Genomic DNA, 16,496 nt, shown 5'->3' with positions numbered 1-16,496 from the left:
CAGCTTACCCATGCGTCAACCCATGATGACTCCCCTGTCGCGAATGCTGTCGCTCCCGCCGCAGCTCGAACGATATGTTGCCGAAGCCGTGGATGCGGGCGACTTTCCCGACGAACAGGCGCTGCTGCTCGCCGCGATCGAGCGGATGCGGACCGATGGGCCGGTGTCGGACGTCAACACCTGGCTGATCGGCGGCGGTGAGTGCGGCCAGCGGGTGCGGGACATCGATTGGTCGGCAAGCCCACTGGGCTCGATCGGCGGCTGGCCGAGCGTGTTGCGCACGACCGTTGCCAATATCGTCCATTCGCCGATTGCGAAGGTGCTGATGTGGGGCCCGGCTCATGTCATGATCTATAACGATGCCTATCGCAGCATCGCCGGGCCGCGCCACCCGGAGGCGTTCGGCGGGCTGGTTCCGGACGTCTGGCCCGAAATCTGGGACTGGAACCGTAACATCCTAAACCGTGGCTTCCGCGGAGAGGACATCGCCTATCGCGATCAGGCGCTGATCGTCACGCGCGCAGGTATCGAGGAGGAGGTCGTGTTCGACCTCTATTATACCCCCGTCTATCTCGAATGCGGCAAGGTCGGCGGCGTGATGTGCACCGTCGTTGAGAATACCGGCCGCGTCGCGGCCGAACGACGGTTGGCCGAGAGTGAGGCGGAACTGCGGATCATCACGGACTCGCTGCCCGTGCTCGTTGCCTTTGTCGATCGCGAAGAACGCTATCGCTTCGCCAATGATTATTACCGCGAGTTTCTGGGCACCGATCCCGAGGGAATGTTGGGCCAGCGGCTCAGCGACGTGCTGACCGCAGAGGATTATGCCGAGCGTCGCCCGTTGATCGAACGTGCGCTGACCGGGGAAGCCATCGTCGCCGACGTGCACCTGCATCACCGCGACGGCAGCCGACGTCGGGCCGAAACGCGTTATATCCCGCGCCGTAACGATGATGGCGAGGTGATCGGTTTCCATATCCTGGTCTTCGACGTCGACGAACGGACCCGCCATGCCGAGGCGATCGAGCGCAGCAACCGGCGTTTCCGGGCCGCAATGGATGCGGTGCACGGTGTGCTCTGGACCAACAGCGCCGACGGCCGGATGGTTGGCGAGCAGCCTGGCTGGGCGGCGATCACCGGGCAGACATTCGACGAGTATCAGGGCTTCGGCTGGTCGAACGCGGTGCACCCGGACGACGCCGCCGCCTCGGTCGTGGCATGGAACGAGGCGGTCGCCGCCAAGGGGATGTTCATCCACGAACATCGCGTCCGTCGCCACGACGGGGAATGGCGGACGTTTGCGATCCGTGGCCTGCCGATCATCGCGGCCGATGGCGAACTGATCGAATGGGTCGGCGTCCATACCGACATTACCGAGCAGCGAGCCGCTGAACAGGCCCTGCGCGATCAGGCCACGCTGCTCGCCCGTCAGGTCCATCACCGCGAACGGGCCGAAGCGCAGCTTCGCCAGCTCAACGAAACGCTGGAAAGCCGCGTCATCGAGGAGATCGCCGAACGGCGCCAGGCCGAGATGAAGCTTGCCCAAGCGCAGAAGATGGAGACGATCGGCAAGCTGACCGGCGGCGTCGCGCATGATTTCAACAACCTGCTTCAGGTCGTGTCGGGCAATCTCCAGCTGCTGGGCAAGGACGTTGCGGGCAACCAGCGCGCCGAACAGCGCGTCGCCAACGCCATGGCGGGTGTGTCGCGCGGATCGAAGCTGGCCTCGCAGCTGCTTGCCTTCGGGCGGCGTCAGGCACTGGAGCCCAAGGTCGTCAACGTCACCCGCTTCGTGCAGGGCATGGACGACATGCTCCGCCGCGCCATCGGCGAGGGCGTGGAGATCGAGACGATCGTCGGTGGCGGTCTCTGGAACACCTTCATCGATCCGGCGCAGATCGAGAATGCGCTGCTGAACCTCGCGATCAACGCACGCGATGCGATGGACGGCCAGGGCAAGCTGACCATCGAACTCGGCAACGCCCATCTCGACGATGACTATGCCCGCACCCATGACGAGGTGACGCCGGGCCAATATGTCATGCTGGCCGTGTCCGACACCGGCAGCGGCATGTCCGACGACATCATCCACAAGGTCTTCGAACCCTTCTTCTCGACCAAGAGCGAGGGCAAGGGATCGGGTCTGGGCCTGTCGATGGTCTATGGCTTCGTCAAACAGTCGGGCGGCCATGTGAAAATCTATTCCGAGGTCGGTCACGGCACCACGATCAAGCTCTATCTGCCCCGTGCCATGGAGGCGGAGGATGTCGAGGTTGCGGTCGATACCGGCCCAATCACCGGCGGTACCGAAACCGTGCTGGTCGTCGAGGATGATGCCGAAGTTCGCGCCACCGTCGTCGAGCTGCTGTCCGACCTGGGCTACCGGGTTCTGAAGGCGGTCGATGCCCAAAGCGCGCTGAGCGTCGTCGAGAGCGGTATCCCGATCGATATCCTTTTCACCGACGTGGTGATGCCCGGCACGCTGAAGAGCCCGGAGCTGGCCCGCAAGGCCCGCGAACGGCTTCCCGACATCGCTGTTCTCTTCACCTCGGGCTATACCGAGAATTCAATCGTCCATGGCGGGCGGCTGGACAAGGGTGTCGAGCTGCTGTCCAAGCCCTATACCCGCGAGGCGCTGGCCCGGAAGTTCCGGCATGTTCTCACCAATCAGCGGCAGCGCCAGATGCCGAAGGCCGAGGGTTCCGGTCCGTCGCGGGACATGCAGGCAAGCGAGCCTGCGGCGCAGCCCCTGCACGACGGCCGCACGATCCTGCTGGTCGAGGATGATGACCTGATCCGCACCAACACGGCCGAGACGCTTCAGGATGCGGGCTTCGTGGTGGTTCACGCCGTCACGGCGGAGGAAGCGATGACCGCGCTTCAGACGGCACAGATCGACGTTCTGGTGACGGACCTGAACCTGCCGGGTGAGTCGGGCGTGGAGCTGGCGCGGCGGGCACGGCAGTTGCGGCCGACCCTGTCGATCATCTTCGCGACGGGGGATGGCGGCATGGCGGCCGAGGCGGCGAACATGGATGCGGCGCTTCTGACCAAGCCCTATTCGGCGGCTCAGTTGATCAATGCGATCCGCGGTCGGTTGGAAATCGTAGAGCAGGCGACCCGGCGCTGAGCCGAGCCGCCTGCTCCATTCCGGTCAGGCCCATGCCGGAGGGGACAGCAGAGGAGCCCTTGCGAAACCAGTAAAGCGGGTTAGCGGGCCTTCCAGCCCTCGATCGCGGCGAAGGTGATGATCACCGCGAGCACGAGCAGGGCACCCTGCAATTCCAGTGCGGTCAAATCGAACTCCATCGTCATCGGTCATTCTCCCGACTGAACTTGTCTAAACTCGTCAGAGAAGGGGCCGCCCCGTTTTTGCGGAGGCCGTCTCTTCCTCTGGGTTCAGGATATACGCACCCTTTTTTGCTGCCGTGCAGCGAGTGCGTGACAAATCATGTCCGACAATGCGGAAGACGGATTTCGGCGCAAAGCCCGCCTTCGGGGCGGTTGGCGAGGGTCAGTTCGCCGCCCTCCGCCGCGACCACGCGGGCGACGATCGACAATCCCAGACCGAAACCCACCGTGTCGCGGCGACGCGCGGTATCCAGGCGCACAAAGGGCTCCAGCACGAGTTCGAGCGATTCGTCGGGAATGCCGGGTCCGTCATCCTCGACCCGGATACGCACATCATCCCCCGGATCGGCGCGCAGGGTGATGATCGCATGCTCGCCATAATGGAGTGCGTTCTCAACCAGATTGGTCAGGGCGCGCTTCATGCCGAAGCGGCGGAGGCGGCAATCAAAATGGTCCGGCCCGACATAACACACGTCGCGGCCATGATCGGCAGCGTCATCGGCCAGATTGGCGCACAGGATCGCCAGGTCGGTCAGCTCGGGCTGCTCGACATCGCCGTCTCCGCCCAGAAAGGCGAGAAGCGAGGAGACCATCGCCTCCATCTCCTCGATATCCGTGCCGATCGCCTCGCGCACCTCATCGTCGCGGATCGAGTCCGCGCGCAGCCGCAGCCGGGCCAGCGGGGTACGAAGGTCATGTCCGACCGCCGCCAGCGCGCGGGTGCGTTCATCGATCAGTCGCCCGATCCGCGCCTGCATCCGGTTGAACGCGCGGGTGACATGTCGCACTTCGCCCGGCCCGCGCTCGGGCACGATCAGCGCGGCCCCCTGCCCGCCCTGCCCCCGGCCCAGCTTGTCGGCAGCGCGCGCCAGCATCCGCAAGGGGTGCAGGATGCGCCCGATCAGCGCACCGCTGAGCAGCATCAGCGCGATCGCCGGGATCAGCGCGAGCAGCACCCGCCCGAGTGCGAGATCGAGCGTACGAACCCCCTCGCGCATCCGGAAGCTGAGCAGCGATCCGTCATCCAACCGCAGATCACCCGACACGACCGAGGTCCGCCCCGGCGAGGTCAGCCGCAAATGGATGTCGGTCGCCGCCAGCGAAGGTTCCCAGTCGACGATCTGACGACGCATGCTGTCCATCGCCGGGGCGATCTTCGGTCGCGGCGGCGCGACGGGTGACCAGCTGACGATATAGCGATCGGTGGTCAGTTCGTCCGCCACTTCCGGTCGTTCGCCTGCGGGCCGTTCGTTGAGCACGCGGCGGGCGACGATCAGATGCTCGGCCAGCCGCCGGGCTTCGTCGTCACGCACCGAGACATGGCTGGCGCGTTCGTAGAGATAGGTGGAAATCGCGAACTCGATCGTAACCGCCAGCAGCAGGATCGCGACGATCCGGCCGAGCAGGCCGACCGAGGGGCGGATCACCGCCGTTCCACCGGCACGTTCAGCATATAGCCGACGCCGCGCACCGTGACGATCGGCGCGGCCCCGCCCGCCCCCGACAGCTTGCGGCGGAGGCGGCTGACCAGCACGTCGATGCTGCGGTCCGAGCTGTCCCCGATCCGCGCGCGCGACAATTCGATCAACCGCTCGCGCGCGACCACACGCTGCGCATTGTCGAGAAAGGCAACGAGCAGGTCGAATTCGGCGCCCGTCAGTTCGACCTGTGCGCCCGAGGGCGACATGAGTTCGCGGCGAGGCAGATTGGCGGTCCAGCCGTCAAAGCCCAATATCCCGGCCTCGCGCTCGCCCGGCGTGTTCTCCAGGCCGCCACGACGCAGGACGGCGCGGATGCGCGCGACCAGCTCTCGGGTGCCGAACGGCTTGGCGAGGTAATCGTCCGCGCCCAGTTCCAGCCCGACCACCCGATCGACCTCGCTGCCCTTGGCGCTGATGAAGATAATGGGAACCGCGCTTTTCTGGCGAACCTGGCGGCAGAGATCGATGCCGCTCGTGCCGGGCAGCATGATGTCGAGCAGGATCAGGTCGATCTGCCCGACCTCCAGCGCCTGCCACATTTCGGGGGCGGCATTGGCCAGCTTCACGGCGAAACCGTTCTCCTGAAGCGCGCGTGCGGTCAGGGTACGAAGGGCGGGATCGTCCTCGACGATCAGGATGGTGGGCGGCGTCACCCCCTTTGGCTAGGCAGGTCCCGTCCGCGCGTCAACGTTTTCGCCCGGCCGTTCCGCGTCCAGCCGCGTCAGCCCTTCGGCATATCGCACGGCCCGCCCGGCATAGCCTGTGGCGGAGGCGCGCAGCCGCGTGATCTGGTCGGGCTCCAGTATCCGGACGGCGCGGGCTGGCGAACCGACGATCAGGCTGCCGGGCGGAAACACCTTTCCCTCCGTGACCAGCGCGCCTGCACCGACCAGCGACCCGGCCCCGATCACCGCATCGTTCAACACGGTCGCCCCCATGCCGATCAGGCATCCGTCCTCCACCGTGCAGCCATGCAGGATCGCCCGATGCCCGACGGTGCAGTCCGCGCCGATGGTCAGCGGGCTGCCGGGATCGGAATGAAGGACCGCGCCGTCCTGAATGTTCGTCCGCGCGCCGATATGCACCGGTCCGTTATCGGCCCGGACCACCGCCCCGAACCATAGGCTGACCTGCTCGCCCAGTATCACCTCGCCGATCACATCCGCCGAGGGGGCGATCCAGGCGGTGTCATGAACGACCGGCTGGCGTTCCTCCAGCGCGTACAGCGGCATCAGGCCATCTCCTTCGACTTGGCCTTCGCACGATAGCGATGGAGCAGCGGCTCGGTATAGCCATTGGGTTGCGCCAGCCCCTCGAAGATCAGCGCGCGCGCCGCCTGCATCGCCAGCCCGTCCTTCGCCATAGGCCGGTAGAGGGGATCGCCCGCGTTCTGCGCATCGACCTTGGCCGCCATGCGCGCTAGCGCCTCCTCGACCTGGTCGGCCGAGACGATGCCGTGATGCAGCCAGTTGGCGATATGCTGCGACGAGATGCGCAGCGTTGCCCGGTCCTCCATCAGGCCGATATCGTGGAGGTCGGGGACCTTGGAACATCCCACGCCCTGATCGATCCACCGCACGACATAGCCGAGCAGCCCCTGCGCATTGTTGTCGAGTTCCGCCGCGACCTCCTCGGGCGACCATTCGGGTGTCTTGGCAATAGGCGGGGTGAGCAGCCGTTCGAGCGACGCGACAGGCTCGGCGGCACGCTCGGCCTGACGGGCTGCAACGTCGACCCGGTGATAATGGGTGGCGTGCAGCGTAGCCGCGGTCGGCGACGGCACCCAGGCCGTCGAGGCGCCCGACAGCGGATGCGCACCCTTTTGAGCGAGCATATCGGCCATCCGATCGGGCGCCGCCCACATGCCCTTGCCGATCTGGGCCCGCCCCGCAAAGCCGCAGGCCAGCCCGATCTGGACGTTGCGATCCTCATAGGCCGCAATCCAGTTGCATTCCTTCATCGCCGCCTTGCGCACCACCGGGCCGCCCAGCATCGCGGTATGGATCTCGTCGCCGGTACGGTCGAGGAAACCGGTATTGATGAAGACGATCCGGTCCTTCACCGCATGGATACAGGCGGCCAGATTGGCTGACGTACGCCGCTCCTCGTCCATCACGCCGATCTTGATGCGATGGCGCGCCAGGCCAAGCATATCCTCGACCGCGTCGAACAGGCGGTCGGCGAAAGCGGCTTCCTCCGGCCCGTGCATCTTGGGTTTGACGATATAGATCGAACCTCCGCGCCGCATCGCGATCAGGCTGGTGACGATCGCGTCGAGGATACCTTCGGGCGCTTCGCTACCGGCCGGCAGCCGGAGCGCGGGCGTGGTCATGAGATGGCCGACATTGCGGACGAACAACAGGCTGCGTCCGGGGAGCGCAAAGGCGGTGCCGTCGGGCTTGCGATACTGACGATCGGCGGCAAGCTTTCGCGTGATGGAGCGGCCGCCCTTCTCGACCCGAGCCGACAGCGTGCCGTCGATCAGGCCGAGCCAGTTGGCATAGCCCGCAACCTTGTCCTCGGCATCCACCGCCGCAACCGAGTCCTCCAGGTCGCAGATGGTGGTCAGCGCCGACTCCAACACGACGTCCGCGATCCCGGCCCGGTCGGTACGGCCGATCGGGTGGTCGGCATCGACCATGATTTCGATATGCAGGTCGTGATGGCGGAACAGCCAGCCCTTCTCGCTCCGCCCCCGGAACAGCGATGGATCCTCAAGCCGCTCGACGGCGGTGGCAAGGTCGGGCACCGCGTCCCAGCCCCCAGCAATAGGCAGGGCCTCGTCCAGAAAGCCACGCGCCCAAAGGATCACCGCCGCGCCGCGCTCCGGGTCATAGTCCGTCGTCCCCGAAACCGGCGCGATGGCGTCGGTGCCGTAGAGCGCGTCATACAGGCTGCCCCAGCGGGCATTGGCGGCATTGAGCAGGAAGCGTGCATTGAGCATCGGGACGACCAGCTGCGGCCCGGCGCGCGACGCGACCTCCTCATCCACATCGTTCGGCGCGATGGTGAAGGGCGCGGGCTCGGGAACCAGATAGCCGATCTCGGTCAGGAACGCCCGCTGTGCCGCTCCGTCACGCGCGCCGCCCTGTCGATACCAGTCATCGATCTGCGCCTGCAGCGCATCGCGGCGACGCAGCAGCGCGTCGTTCTCGGGGGCGAAGCGGGTGACGATATCGGCCATCCCGGCCCAAAAACGATCCGGATCGATGCCACTGCCGGGCAGTGCATGCTCCTCCAGAAAGCAGACGAGCGCGGGAGCAACGGACAGGCCGTGGCGGTCGATCATGCGGCGCTCCTCAAGCATCGAAACTCTCCTCTTGCCCTGTGGTCGGGATGATAGAGCATCGCCATTTGCTCCGGTAGTCGGCATAATCGAATAGCTGTCGATCGCTGGAGGAACGAATGGACCCCGACATTGCGTTGTTCGTCGATGTGGTTCGTGAGGGCAGTCTGGCGGGCGCGGCTCGGCTTTGGCGTCTGTCACCTGCCATGGTGTCGAAACGGATCGCCCGGCTGGAGCGCCGTTTGGGTGTGCGGCTGCTCCACCGTACGACCCGTCGTCTGGCCCCGACCACGGCCGGGGCCGCCTTCCATATGGAAGTAGCACCGCTGATCGCCGGGCTTCGCGCGGCGGAGGCTCGGGTGACGCAGAATGGCGGCGGTCCTGCGGGCCCGCTTCGGGTAAGCGCACCGACCTCGTTCGGGCGAATATGGATCGCGCCGTATCTCACCCCCTTTCTCGACCGCTATCCGGCGATCCGGCTTCGGCTCGATCTGACCGACGATTTCATCGACGTGATCGACGGCGGCATCGACCTCGCGATCCGGATCACTGCGACGCCGCCTTCCGGTCTGGAAGCGCATCGATTGGCCGACAATCGGCGGGTCCTGTGCGCGAGCCCCGCTTATCTTGCCCGAGCCGGGACGCCCCAAAGCATCGCCGATCTGGCCGACCATGCGCTGCTCGCCGCACAAGGCCAGTTCCCCTGGCGGCTGACGGGGGCGACGGTGAACGGCGAGAGCCGGGTCGAAACCCCGTCCAGCGAGGTGGTGCGCGAACTGGTCCTGGGCGGCGCAGGGATTGCGCTTCGCTCATTATGGGATGTCGGCGATGCCTTGGCGGATGGACGGCTGGTCCGCGTCCTGCCCGGCCATGAAGGCTCGGCGGCGGTCGCCATCTGGGCGGTCCATGCGGCGGGAGTCCCCCCGGCGGTACCCGCCCTGCTCGATCATCTGCGCGAGGTCTGGCGCGACGCGGCATGGATGACATGACGTGCCCGTCATTTTTCCGTGCATCGCCCCCAAGGAGCCTCTAGGCACGGGATAACAGGGTTTAGGGAGATACGGGTCGATGGCTGGTGGTCTGGTCGCATTGCTGGACGACGTGGCGGCGATCGCCAAGCTGGCGGCGGCGTCGCTGGACGATGTCGCGGGTGCTTCGGCGCGAGCGGGTGCGAAGGCGGCGGGCGTGGTCATCGACGACACGGCCGTCACCCCGCGATATGTCGTCGGGCTGGCGCCGCAGCGCGAACTGCCGATCATCGGCAAGATCGCGCTGGGCTCGCTGCGCAACAAGCTGATCTTCCTGCTGCCTGCCGCCCTGCTGCTCAGCGCCTTCGCGCCCTGGGCGATCACGCCGATCCTGATGGCGGGCGGCGCGTTCCTGTGTTTCGAGGCGAGCGAGAAGATCCTCGAAACGCTGACCGGCCATCATGCCGAGGCGGAGGATGCCGCGCCGGTCGACGCCAAGCAGTTGGAAGAGCGCCAGGTGTCCGGCGCGATCCGCACCGACCTGATCCTGTCGGCGGAGATCATGGCCATCGCCCTTTCGGAACTGCCCGACCTGTCGATCGGCACCCAGGCCATTGCCCTGGCGTTGGTCGGCATCGCGATCACCGTGGGCGTGTACGGCGTGGTCGCCGCCATCGTGAAGATGGACGATATCGGTCTGCATCTGGCCGGGCGCGACAATGCGACCGCGCAAGCGATCGGGCGTGGCCTGGTCAAGGCGATGCCGGTCGTGCTGCGCGTGCTGGCGATCGTCGGCACCGCCGCGATGGTCTGGGTCGGGGGCGGGATCATCGTCCACGGCATGGAGGAATTCGGGCTGACCACCCTGCCCCATCTGATCCACGGCACCGCGCATCACGCGGGTGAGGCGCTGCCCGTCGGCGGCGCGGTGGCGGAGTGGCTGGTCGGCGCGATCGGCTCGGCCATTGTCGGCCTTATCATCGGCGCGGCCATCGTGGGCGTGCTGCACCTGATCCCCAGCAAGAAGGCGCATTGATCTGGGTCAGGCGGCCCTGACGCCGTCGACCTCCATCACATCGGGGGTCAGCAGGTGGCCGGTCACCGCGACCGATTTGCCGACATGATCGACGGGAACCCGCATCAGACGCAGTTCCAGATGCCTGCCGTCATCGCCTTCCAGCACGAAGGCACCGCCCCGGCGGACCAGACGACCGCTCCGAACGAGCGATGGGGCGGTATCGGCGCTGTCGTTCATCGTCATGTCCATTCAATGCTGACGGGCGTGCACGGGATCCGGATCAGGCCGCCCGCGCGACCCGGTCCCTTCCGCTGCGCTTCGCTTCGTAGAGTGCGTCGTCGGCACGGCGGATCATGGCCGCCACGTCTTCGCACGGACGCCACTCCGTCACGCCCGCGCTGAACGTGACGGTGATCGCCTGGTTGCCGACCAGCAGCGGGGTACTGGCGATTTCCTGCCGCAAGCGTTCGACGATGCCCGTCGCGCTATCGAGTGTCGCGCCGGGAAAGAGGATCGCGATCTCCTCACCGCCATAGCGCGCCACGACGTCGTTCGACCTTACGCCCTTCAGCAGACGGGCTGCCATACGCACCAGCACTTCGTCGCCAGCGCCATGGCCATAGCCGTCGTTGATCCGCTTGAAATGATCGATATCGAGCAGCGCGAAGGTAAAATAGCCGTCCTCCGCAATTGCCCGGTCGCGCGCATCCTGTAGCGCCGCCATCAGGGTCCTGCGATTGGCCAGCCCGGTCAGCGGATCGGTGCTGGCCAGGCGATCGAGTTGCTCATTCGCGGCGCGCAGTGCACTGGTCCGCTCCTCGACCATGGTTTCCAGCATTCGCGCGCGACGGCGAACGACGGCCGTAACAAGCCAGAAGGTCGCCCCAAGCAGCAAGAGGAACAGCATGGCCAAGCCGGTCCGTCCGAGCCAGCTTTCATACCATTGCGGATCGACGGTGATCTCGACGCGACGCTCGACCATCCGCGCGCCCAGGCCTGGGACATAGGCACGGAGTTCCAGGTTGTAGGTGCCTGCGGGAAGGTTCGTATAGGTGGCGCTAGCAGGCGTCCCCGCTGGCACCGTCATCCATGTCCGGTCGAATCCGTCCAGGCGATAGCTATAGCGGATCGTCTCCGGCGCGTCGTAATCGGCCAGGGCAAAACCGATGCGCAGGGTGCGCCCGTCCGCACCCCAGCGCAGCGAGAGCGATTTGACGGCCGAGTCCACGGCCAATGCGTGACCGTCGATATCCGCCGAGCTGACGATCAACGGCCCCGGACGGGCGCGGCTCAGCCGCCCGAGCAGGACATCGGGTTGCAGAACGATCAGCCCGTCGGGTGCGCCGAACAGCAGCGAGCCGTCCGCCATTCGCGCCGCCGCGCGCTGGTTGAAGGCGCTGGCACTCAGTCCATCGCGCTGGCTCATGACCCGCACATGGCGGCTTGCCGGGTCGATGACCGAGATGCCGCCGGCACTGGCGATCCAGGGACGTTGCTGGGCATCCAGGACAAGGGAGGCGACATTGTCCCCTGCCAGTCCCTGTGCTTCCGTGATCGCATGGAAGCGCCAGCCGCCTGCGACCGCCCGGCCCAGGGCTACGCCGCCATAGGTTCCCACCCATATCCTGCGCCCGGCCGGAATGATCGAACCGGCATAATCCTGCGGCAAGCTGCCCGGCCCTGGCGACCGACTGGAAAAATTGGTGAACTTTCCCCCTGGCACGTCGAGATGGCCGATGCCGCCCGGCGTGGCGACCAGCACGCTGCCGTCGGGCTGCGTCACGATGTTGATGACTTCGTTGTTGGGCAGGCTGTGCGGGTCGGCGGCATCATGTTCGAACACCCGCACCCGTCCGTCGCTGCGCCGCCGAACGAACAGGCCCTTATAGGTGCCGATCAACAGCGCATCGGGCGTCTCGGCCAATGAGATGACCGGAAGGTCGCCGAGCCCGTTCACGGTCAACGCATGCTGCGACAGGGTGCGCGGATCGATCGCGACGACGCCGCGCGCGCCGACCAGGATGGTGCCGTCCGACGATTCCAGCAGCGCCTTGATATCCTGACCGCCATGCTGGCCGTTCAGGGTCAGTCGACGAACCCGCCCCGCCTTTCGGTCGAGTGCATCGACAGTCCCGTTACTCAGGCCCAGCCAGACCTGATCATGCCGGTCGACCATGATCCCACGAACATTGTCGTCCGACAGCGACATGCGCGGATCGGGCATCGCCGATCCGATACGCAACGTCCCGCCGCCCAGTCCCTGCGTCCGCGCCGCGCCCATTTCGGTTGCGGCCCAGACGCCCCCCGACCCGTCCAGCGCCAGCGCGCGCACCGTGTCGCCCGCCAGCGACATCGGGTTCGCGCCGAGATGGCGGATCGCGGTCGCTGAAAAGCCGTGGCGGGGATCGATCAGCACGATCCCCATGCCATCGGTACCGACCCACAGCCTTCCCCGTTCGTCTTCGATGATCGCCCTGATCGTCCGATGCCCGATCAGGGGGGCGGCGCCACGCAATGCGGGCATTTGCGAAAAACGCGGGCGGATGCCCCGGTCATTCGACAAATAGACGCCGTCCGAACCTGTGCCCACCCATAGCCGCCCGTGCCCATCACGCAGGATCGACCAGATGTCACGGCTATTCGCGGCATCCAAGAGCGACGTCGGATGGAACCGCCTGGACTTGGCAGGGCGTACCCACAGTCCGCCTTCACACCCCGCCCACAGCGTGCCATCCGCATCGCGGTAGACCGCAAATGCACCCTGACGACGTCCCTCGGTCGATCGGATCGCCGAACCCGCCATGGAGTCGAGTTGATCGGCATGGGCGATGTAATGATGAACGCCACCGTCCGATGCGATATAAGCCCCTCCCGATCCATCCGGGGTAAAGCTGAAAACACGGCTGCCCGTCGGTCCATTAAGGGCCTTCAACCGGATGAACTGGCCACTCGCCGGTTCGTAACGCGCCAAACCGCCGACATTGGTGCCGATCAACAGCCCGCCATCGGGCAGCGCCAAAAGCGAGCGGACATAATTATCCGGCAGCGAAAATGGATCGCTCGACAAGGCCTTGAAGCTACGGACACGCTGCCCGTCATAGCGGATCAGACCGCCACGCGTACCGATCCACATGGTCCCGTCGCTGGCGCGGACAACCGCCGTCGCGGTGATATGGGGCAGGCGCACTGCGTCGCCGAGCCGCGTGAAGCTGGCCCATTGCCATGCCGCCCATGGATCGCCGCGTGCTTCTCCCCGGACCATAGCGGGCAGACACAGGAGCAATAAAAGGGCAGCGGCACCGAAGGATCGGAAGCGCATCAAATCATTATCCCGAGCCCCTTTTAGAAAAGGTTCCATAAAAGGATATTAATTTTGATCAACGCTCTCATTGCCGTCCCGACGACCCCGGGCTTGACGTTTCGGCGCTGTTCCTGTTTCGTTTTCAAGCCCGTAAGGTGCGGGCGCAAGGATCATTCCGGGCTATTGCGTGCCAGCGCCATTATCACCTTTCGACGAAACGGGGCGGCTTGACGGGCGGAAGATCATCCATGTCGACATGGACGCCTTTTATGCGTCGGTAGAGCAACGGGACGATCCGGCGCTACGTGGGCGTCCGCTCGCCGTGGGTGGATCACGCGCAAGGGGTGTCGTGGCGGCGGCGAGCTACGAAGCGCGGACCTTTGGCGTTCGCTCGGCCATGCCTTCGGTGACGGCATTGCGCAAATGTCCGGACCTGGTGTTCGTGCCGCCCCGGTTCGACGTCTATCGCGAGGTTTCGCAACAGATCCGCGCCATCTTCGCCCGTTATACCGACCTGATCGAGCCGCTATCGCTCGACGAAGCCTATCTCGACGTCACCGAAGACCGGGCTGCCCTGGGGTCGGCCACCGCCATCGCCAATGCCATTCGCGAGGCGATCCGCGCGGAGACGAGGCTGACCGCCTCGGCCGGGGTGAGCTACAACAAGTTCATCGCCAAGCTCGCTTCGGATCAGAACAAGCCGGACGGCATATGCATCATTCCACCGGCGCACGGCGCGACCTTTGTCGCGGGATTGCCGGTTAAGCGGTTCCATGGTGTCGGACCGGTCACGGCACGCAAGATGGAGACGCTGGGTATCCTGACCGGACAGGATCTACGCGATCGACCCCTGGATTTCCTGCAACGCCATTTCGGCAGCTATGCCGATTACCTCTATGGTGCCGCGCGCGGGATCGATCATCGACCGGTTCGTGCCCATCGCATTGCCAAGTCGGTCGGCGCCGAACGGACTTTCGAGTCCGACCTGTCCGGTCGCGAGGGGCTGCGGAGTGCGCTGGAGCGGGTGGTCGACGCCGCCTGGACCCGGATCGAACGAAGCGGGGTTGCGGGCCGGACGGTGACCTTAAAATTACGGCACAGCGACTTTCGGACCATCACACGGGCCCGCTCGGCCCATCACCCGATCCGTGACCGTGCCGAATTTCTGGCGGTCGGGCTCGATCTGTTGGATCAGCAACTGCCCGTGACGCTCGGGGTTCGTCTGCTGGGGCTGACGCTATCCGGCCTTTCCAGCGATGATGACGGCGCTCGGTCCGCCCCGGCCCAGGCGGAACTGCCGCTATGATCGACGATCAGGCAGCCAGTTCGACCTGGCGCTCCCCTTCGCCATCCGCGTCGAGCGTCACGATCGCCACCGCACCGGTGCCCCGGCCTGCACTGCGCAATTCGAGCGTCCCGCCCATCCCCGCCATGGAATTGGCACACCAATGCAGGCCAAGCCCGCCGGACTTTTCGGTCCGGGTCGAGTAGCCGGGCTGGAACAGCCGCGTCGCCTGGGCGGGCTCGAACCCCTCGCCATCATCGATGATCCGGACCGACAGCCGCCCTTCGCTGGGCGGCGGAATGTCGACGGTGATCGCGCCATGATCTCGCCCCGTCGCGACGATCGCTTCGACCGCGTTGGAGAAGAGGTTACCGATCACCTGGCTCAGGATCACCCGGTTCGCCACCACATAGGCCGGGTGGGCCGGGAAGGTGAAGCTGATCGATACGGCATGGGCATAGCGTGCGATCGTCGCATTGCGCGCCACGATGTCACTGATGTCGCAACGTTCGCGGGCGGGCCGCTCATGGGCTCGGGCCTGTTGCGCGCCGATGATCTCCAACGTCTGGCGCATGGCATCGCGCCCGACTTCCAATTGCCGCCGGACCTCGGTGCGGGCCAGCGCTTCCGCATCGAAGGCGGTCGACAGGAAGGCGACGAGCTTGGCGCGTCTGTCCGGCTCGACCTCTCCGCCTGCCAGCTCGGCCAGCGCCCGGTCGAGCAGGTCGCGTCGGGCGCCGTTATGCTGTCCAACGCCGTGGCTGAGGATGGTCGCCAGGGGCGCCAGCGCATTGCGGACATTGTGCAGGACCGCGACGGCGCTTTCCGAACGACCAAGCGCGAAGCTCTGTATTTCGTTGCGTTCGCGCAAATCCTTGAGCTGGCTGAGCATGGCGTTGAAGTTGCGGCCGAGCGATCCGAACTCCTCGCATTGGCTTTGACCGTCCTCGAACGGCAGCAGCGCGCCCGATGCCTGGACCCGCTGCATATGCCGCTGGACCCGGTCGAGCGGAACGAGGACGAACCGCCCCAGCGCCCGGCGCAGCATGAGCAGGAGCAGCACCAGCAGGAGGATCGATGCCGCTGCCGCCAACAGGAGAACGCGGCGGCCGAGCAGCACGACCTCGCGTGAGACCCGGAACCGGGCCGAGGCGACCGGCCGCCCATCAGGTCCATCGACCGGCACGGCGATATCGATGAATTGCGCACCGCGGCGGGGCCCAGCATTGCTGGCCGGAGCCCCGGTGGAAAGGGCCACTGGTCGCCCAAGCAGGCGAGACAGAGTCTGCCCCGTCAGACGCCGCGCCACGGCGACATGGATATTGCCGCGCGGGCTGTCCGCCACGCCAACGGCCAGGACGTCTTCCCCAACGGACAGATAGAAACGTGACGAGCGGCCCACGTCCACCAGATGTTCAAAATCCAGGCGATCCAGTGCGGCTTCGACCTGACGCGTCTCTTTGGTCAAGGGCCGCTGAACGCTGCCGCCCTCACCGACCGCACGCCGATACACGATGCTTTGGTCTGGCACGGTCGGCGCGATGCCGTCGGAGGTAACGGCACTGGCCTGTTCGCGTGCGGCAACCTCGCTGATCGCCGCGAAGTCCGACAACACCGTCTGAGCCCGACCGCGATAGCCTTCCGTCGCCCGCTCTTCCAGCTCGGCAAAACCCGGCGAGATGACCAGCGTCAGCAGGACGGCCAGCGCCAGTGCCCCGCCGATCCCGGTCAGGGTCAGCAGCGACACCATCGTCTCACGAAGCGATCGTGGCCGCCGCCGCCGTTCATGCCACCGGCGCATGATGC

Annotated in this window: 11 protein-coding genes; 4 read left to right on the top strand and 7 right to left on the bottom strand. The window is 66.0% G+C overall.

The genetic code is table 11. The features are described 5' to 3' along the window. Positions 1 to 22: 22 nt before the first annotated feature. The gene (locus ACWKSV_RS04780) at positions 23 to 3,130 is read left to right on the top strand and encodes a PAS domain-containing protein (protein WP_237243355.1); all 3,108 of its coding nucleotides are present in this window, start codon (positions 23 to 25) and stop codon (positions 3,128 to 3,130) included. Between the two features lie 319 nt (positions 3,131 to 3,449). Here the strand turns inward: ACWKSV_RS04780 and ACWKSV_RS04775 are convergent, their stop codons facing one another. The 4 genes from ACWKSV_RS04775 to ACWKSV_RS04760 are packed head-to-tail and all read right to left on the bottom strand — an operon-like array spanning position 3,450 to position 8,121. Next, a complete protein-coding gene (locus ACWKSV_RS04775; protein WP_172839661.1) occupies positions 3,450 to 4,778 on the bottom strand; it encodes an ATP-binding protein in 1,329 nt (442 codons plus the stop codon). Next, entirely contained in the window at positions 4,775 to 5,485 is a 711-nt protein-coding gene (locus ACWKSV_RS04770; protein ID WP_056434946.1) for a response regulator, read from the bottom strand. The genes ACWKSV_RS04775 and ACWKSV_RS04770 overlap by 4 nt, the downstream gene beginning before the upstream one ends. A 9-nt stretch (positions 5,486 to 5,494) precedes the next feature. Continuing rightward, complete coding sequence (locus ACWKSV_RS04765; protein ID WP_076716209.1) at positions 5,495 to 6,064, bottom strand: gamma carbonic anhydrase family protein; 570 nt, start codon at positions 6,062 to 6,064, stop codon at positions 5,495 to 5,497. Continuing rightward, positions 6,064 to 8,121, bottom strand: a complete 2,058-nt coding sequence (locus tag ACWKSV_RS04760) for a malate synthase G (protein ID WP_483666905.1) — start codon at positions 8,119 to 8,121, stop codon at positions 6,064 to 6,066. The genes ACWKSV_RS04765 and ACWKSV_RS04760 overlap by 1 nt, the downstream gene beginning before the upstream one ends. Positions 8,122 to 8,237: 116 nt before the next feature. Between ACWKSV_RS04760 and ACWKSV_RS04755 the strand changes: the two genes are divergently transcribed. Next, complete coding sequence (locus tag ACWKSV_RS04755; RefSeq protein WP_076716206.1) at positions 8,238 to 9,107, top strand: LysR family transcriptional regulator; 870 nt, start codon at positions 8,238 to 8,240, stop codon at positions 9,105 to 9,107. Positions 9,108 to 9,186: 79 nt separating this feature from the next. Further along, positions 9,187 to 10,122, top strand: coding sequence for a DUF808 domain-containing protein (locus ACWKSV_RS04750; protein WP_076716205.1), 936 nt, complete (start codon positions 9,187 to 9,189; stop codon positions 10,120 to 10,122). A gap of 6 nt (positions 10,123 to 10,128) precedes the next feature. On the opposite strand, the gene ACWKSV_RS04745 is transcribed toward ACWKSV_RS04750, so the two are convergent. After that, positions 10,129 to 10,341: a DUF5818 domain-containing protein gene (locus ACWKSV_RS04745; protein ID WP_076718163.1), complete on the bottom strand. Its 213-nt coding sequence runs from the start codon at positions 10,339 to 10,341 to the stop codon at positions 10,129 to 10,131. Positions 10,342 to 10,384: 43 nt separating this feature from the next. Continuing rightward, a complete protein-coding gene (locus tag ACWKSV_RS04740) occupies positions 10,385 to 13,366 on the bottom strand; it encodes a diguanylate cyclase (RefSeq protein WP_191864512.1) in 2,982 nt (993 codons plus the stop codon). A gap of 295 nt (positions 13,367 to 13,661) precedes the next feature. On the opposite strand from ACWKSV_RS04740, the gene dinB reads away from it, so the two are divergent. Then, positions 13,662 to 14,711 carry a DNA polymerase IV gene (dinB, locus tag ACWKSV_RS04735; RefSeq protein WP_083706654.1) on the top strand — a complete coding sequence of 350 codons (1,050 nt, stop codon included), beginning with the start codon at positions 13,662 to 13,664 and terminating at the stop codon, positions 14,709 to 14,711. Between the two features lie 7 nt (positions 14,712 to 14,718). Here dinB and ACWKSV_RS04730 read toward each other — a convergent pair whose 3' ends face one another. Next, positions 14,719 to 16,491, bottom strand: coding sequence for a sensor histidine kinase (locus tag ACWKSV_RS04730; RefSeq protein WP_076716200.1), 1,773 nt, complete (start codon positions 16,489 to 16,491; stop codon positions 14,719 to 14,721). Positions 16,492 to 16,496 lie beyond the last annotated feature (5 nt).

The sequence above is a fragment of the Sphingomonas sp. SphC10 genome, assembly GCF_057004845.1.
Note: the sequence above shows the minus strand (reverse complement) of the source record. Positions and strands in the feature narration are given on the sequence as shown.

Coding starts and splice junctions, on each gene's coding strand:
- ACWKSV_RS04780 (WP_237243355.1), top strand. CDS start 23: ATGATGACTCCCCTGTCGCGAATGCTGTCGCTCCCGCCGCAGCTCGAA.
- ACWKSV_RS04765 (WP_076716209.1), bottom strand. CDS start 6,064: ATGCCGCTGTACGCGCTGGAGGAACGCCAGCCGGTCGTTCATGACACC.
- ACWKSV_RS04760 (WP_483666905.1), bottom strand. CDS start 8,121: ATGATCGACCGCCACGGCCTGTCCGTTGCTCCCGCGCTCGTCTGCTTT.
- ACWKSV_RS04755 (WP_076716206.1), top strand. CDS start 8,238: ATGGACCCCGACATTGCGTTGTTCGTCGATGTGGTTCGTGAGGGCAGT.
- ACWKSV_RS04750 (WP_076716205.1), top strand. CDS start 9,187: ATGGCTGGTGGTCTGGTCGCATTGCTGGACGACGTGGCGGCGATCGCC.
- ACWKSV_RS04745 (WP_076718163.1), bottom strand. CDS start 10,341: ATGAACGACAGCGCCGATACCGCCCCATCGCTCGTTCGGAGCGGTCGT.
- ACWKSV_RS04740 (WP_191864512.1), bottom strand. CDS start 13,366: ATGGTCCGGGGAGAAGCACGCGGCGATCCATGGGCGGCATGGCAATGG.
- dinB (WP_083706654.1), top strand. CDS start 13,662: ATGGACGCCTTTTATGCGTCGGTAGAGCAACGGGACGATCCGGCGCTA.
- ACWKSV_RS04730 (WP_076716200.1), bottom strand. CDS start 16,491: ATGCGCCGGTGGCATGAACGGCGGCGGCGGCCACGATCGCTTCGTGAG.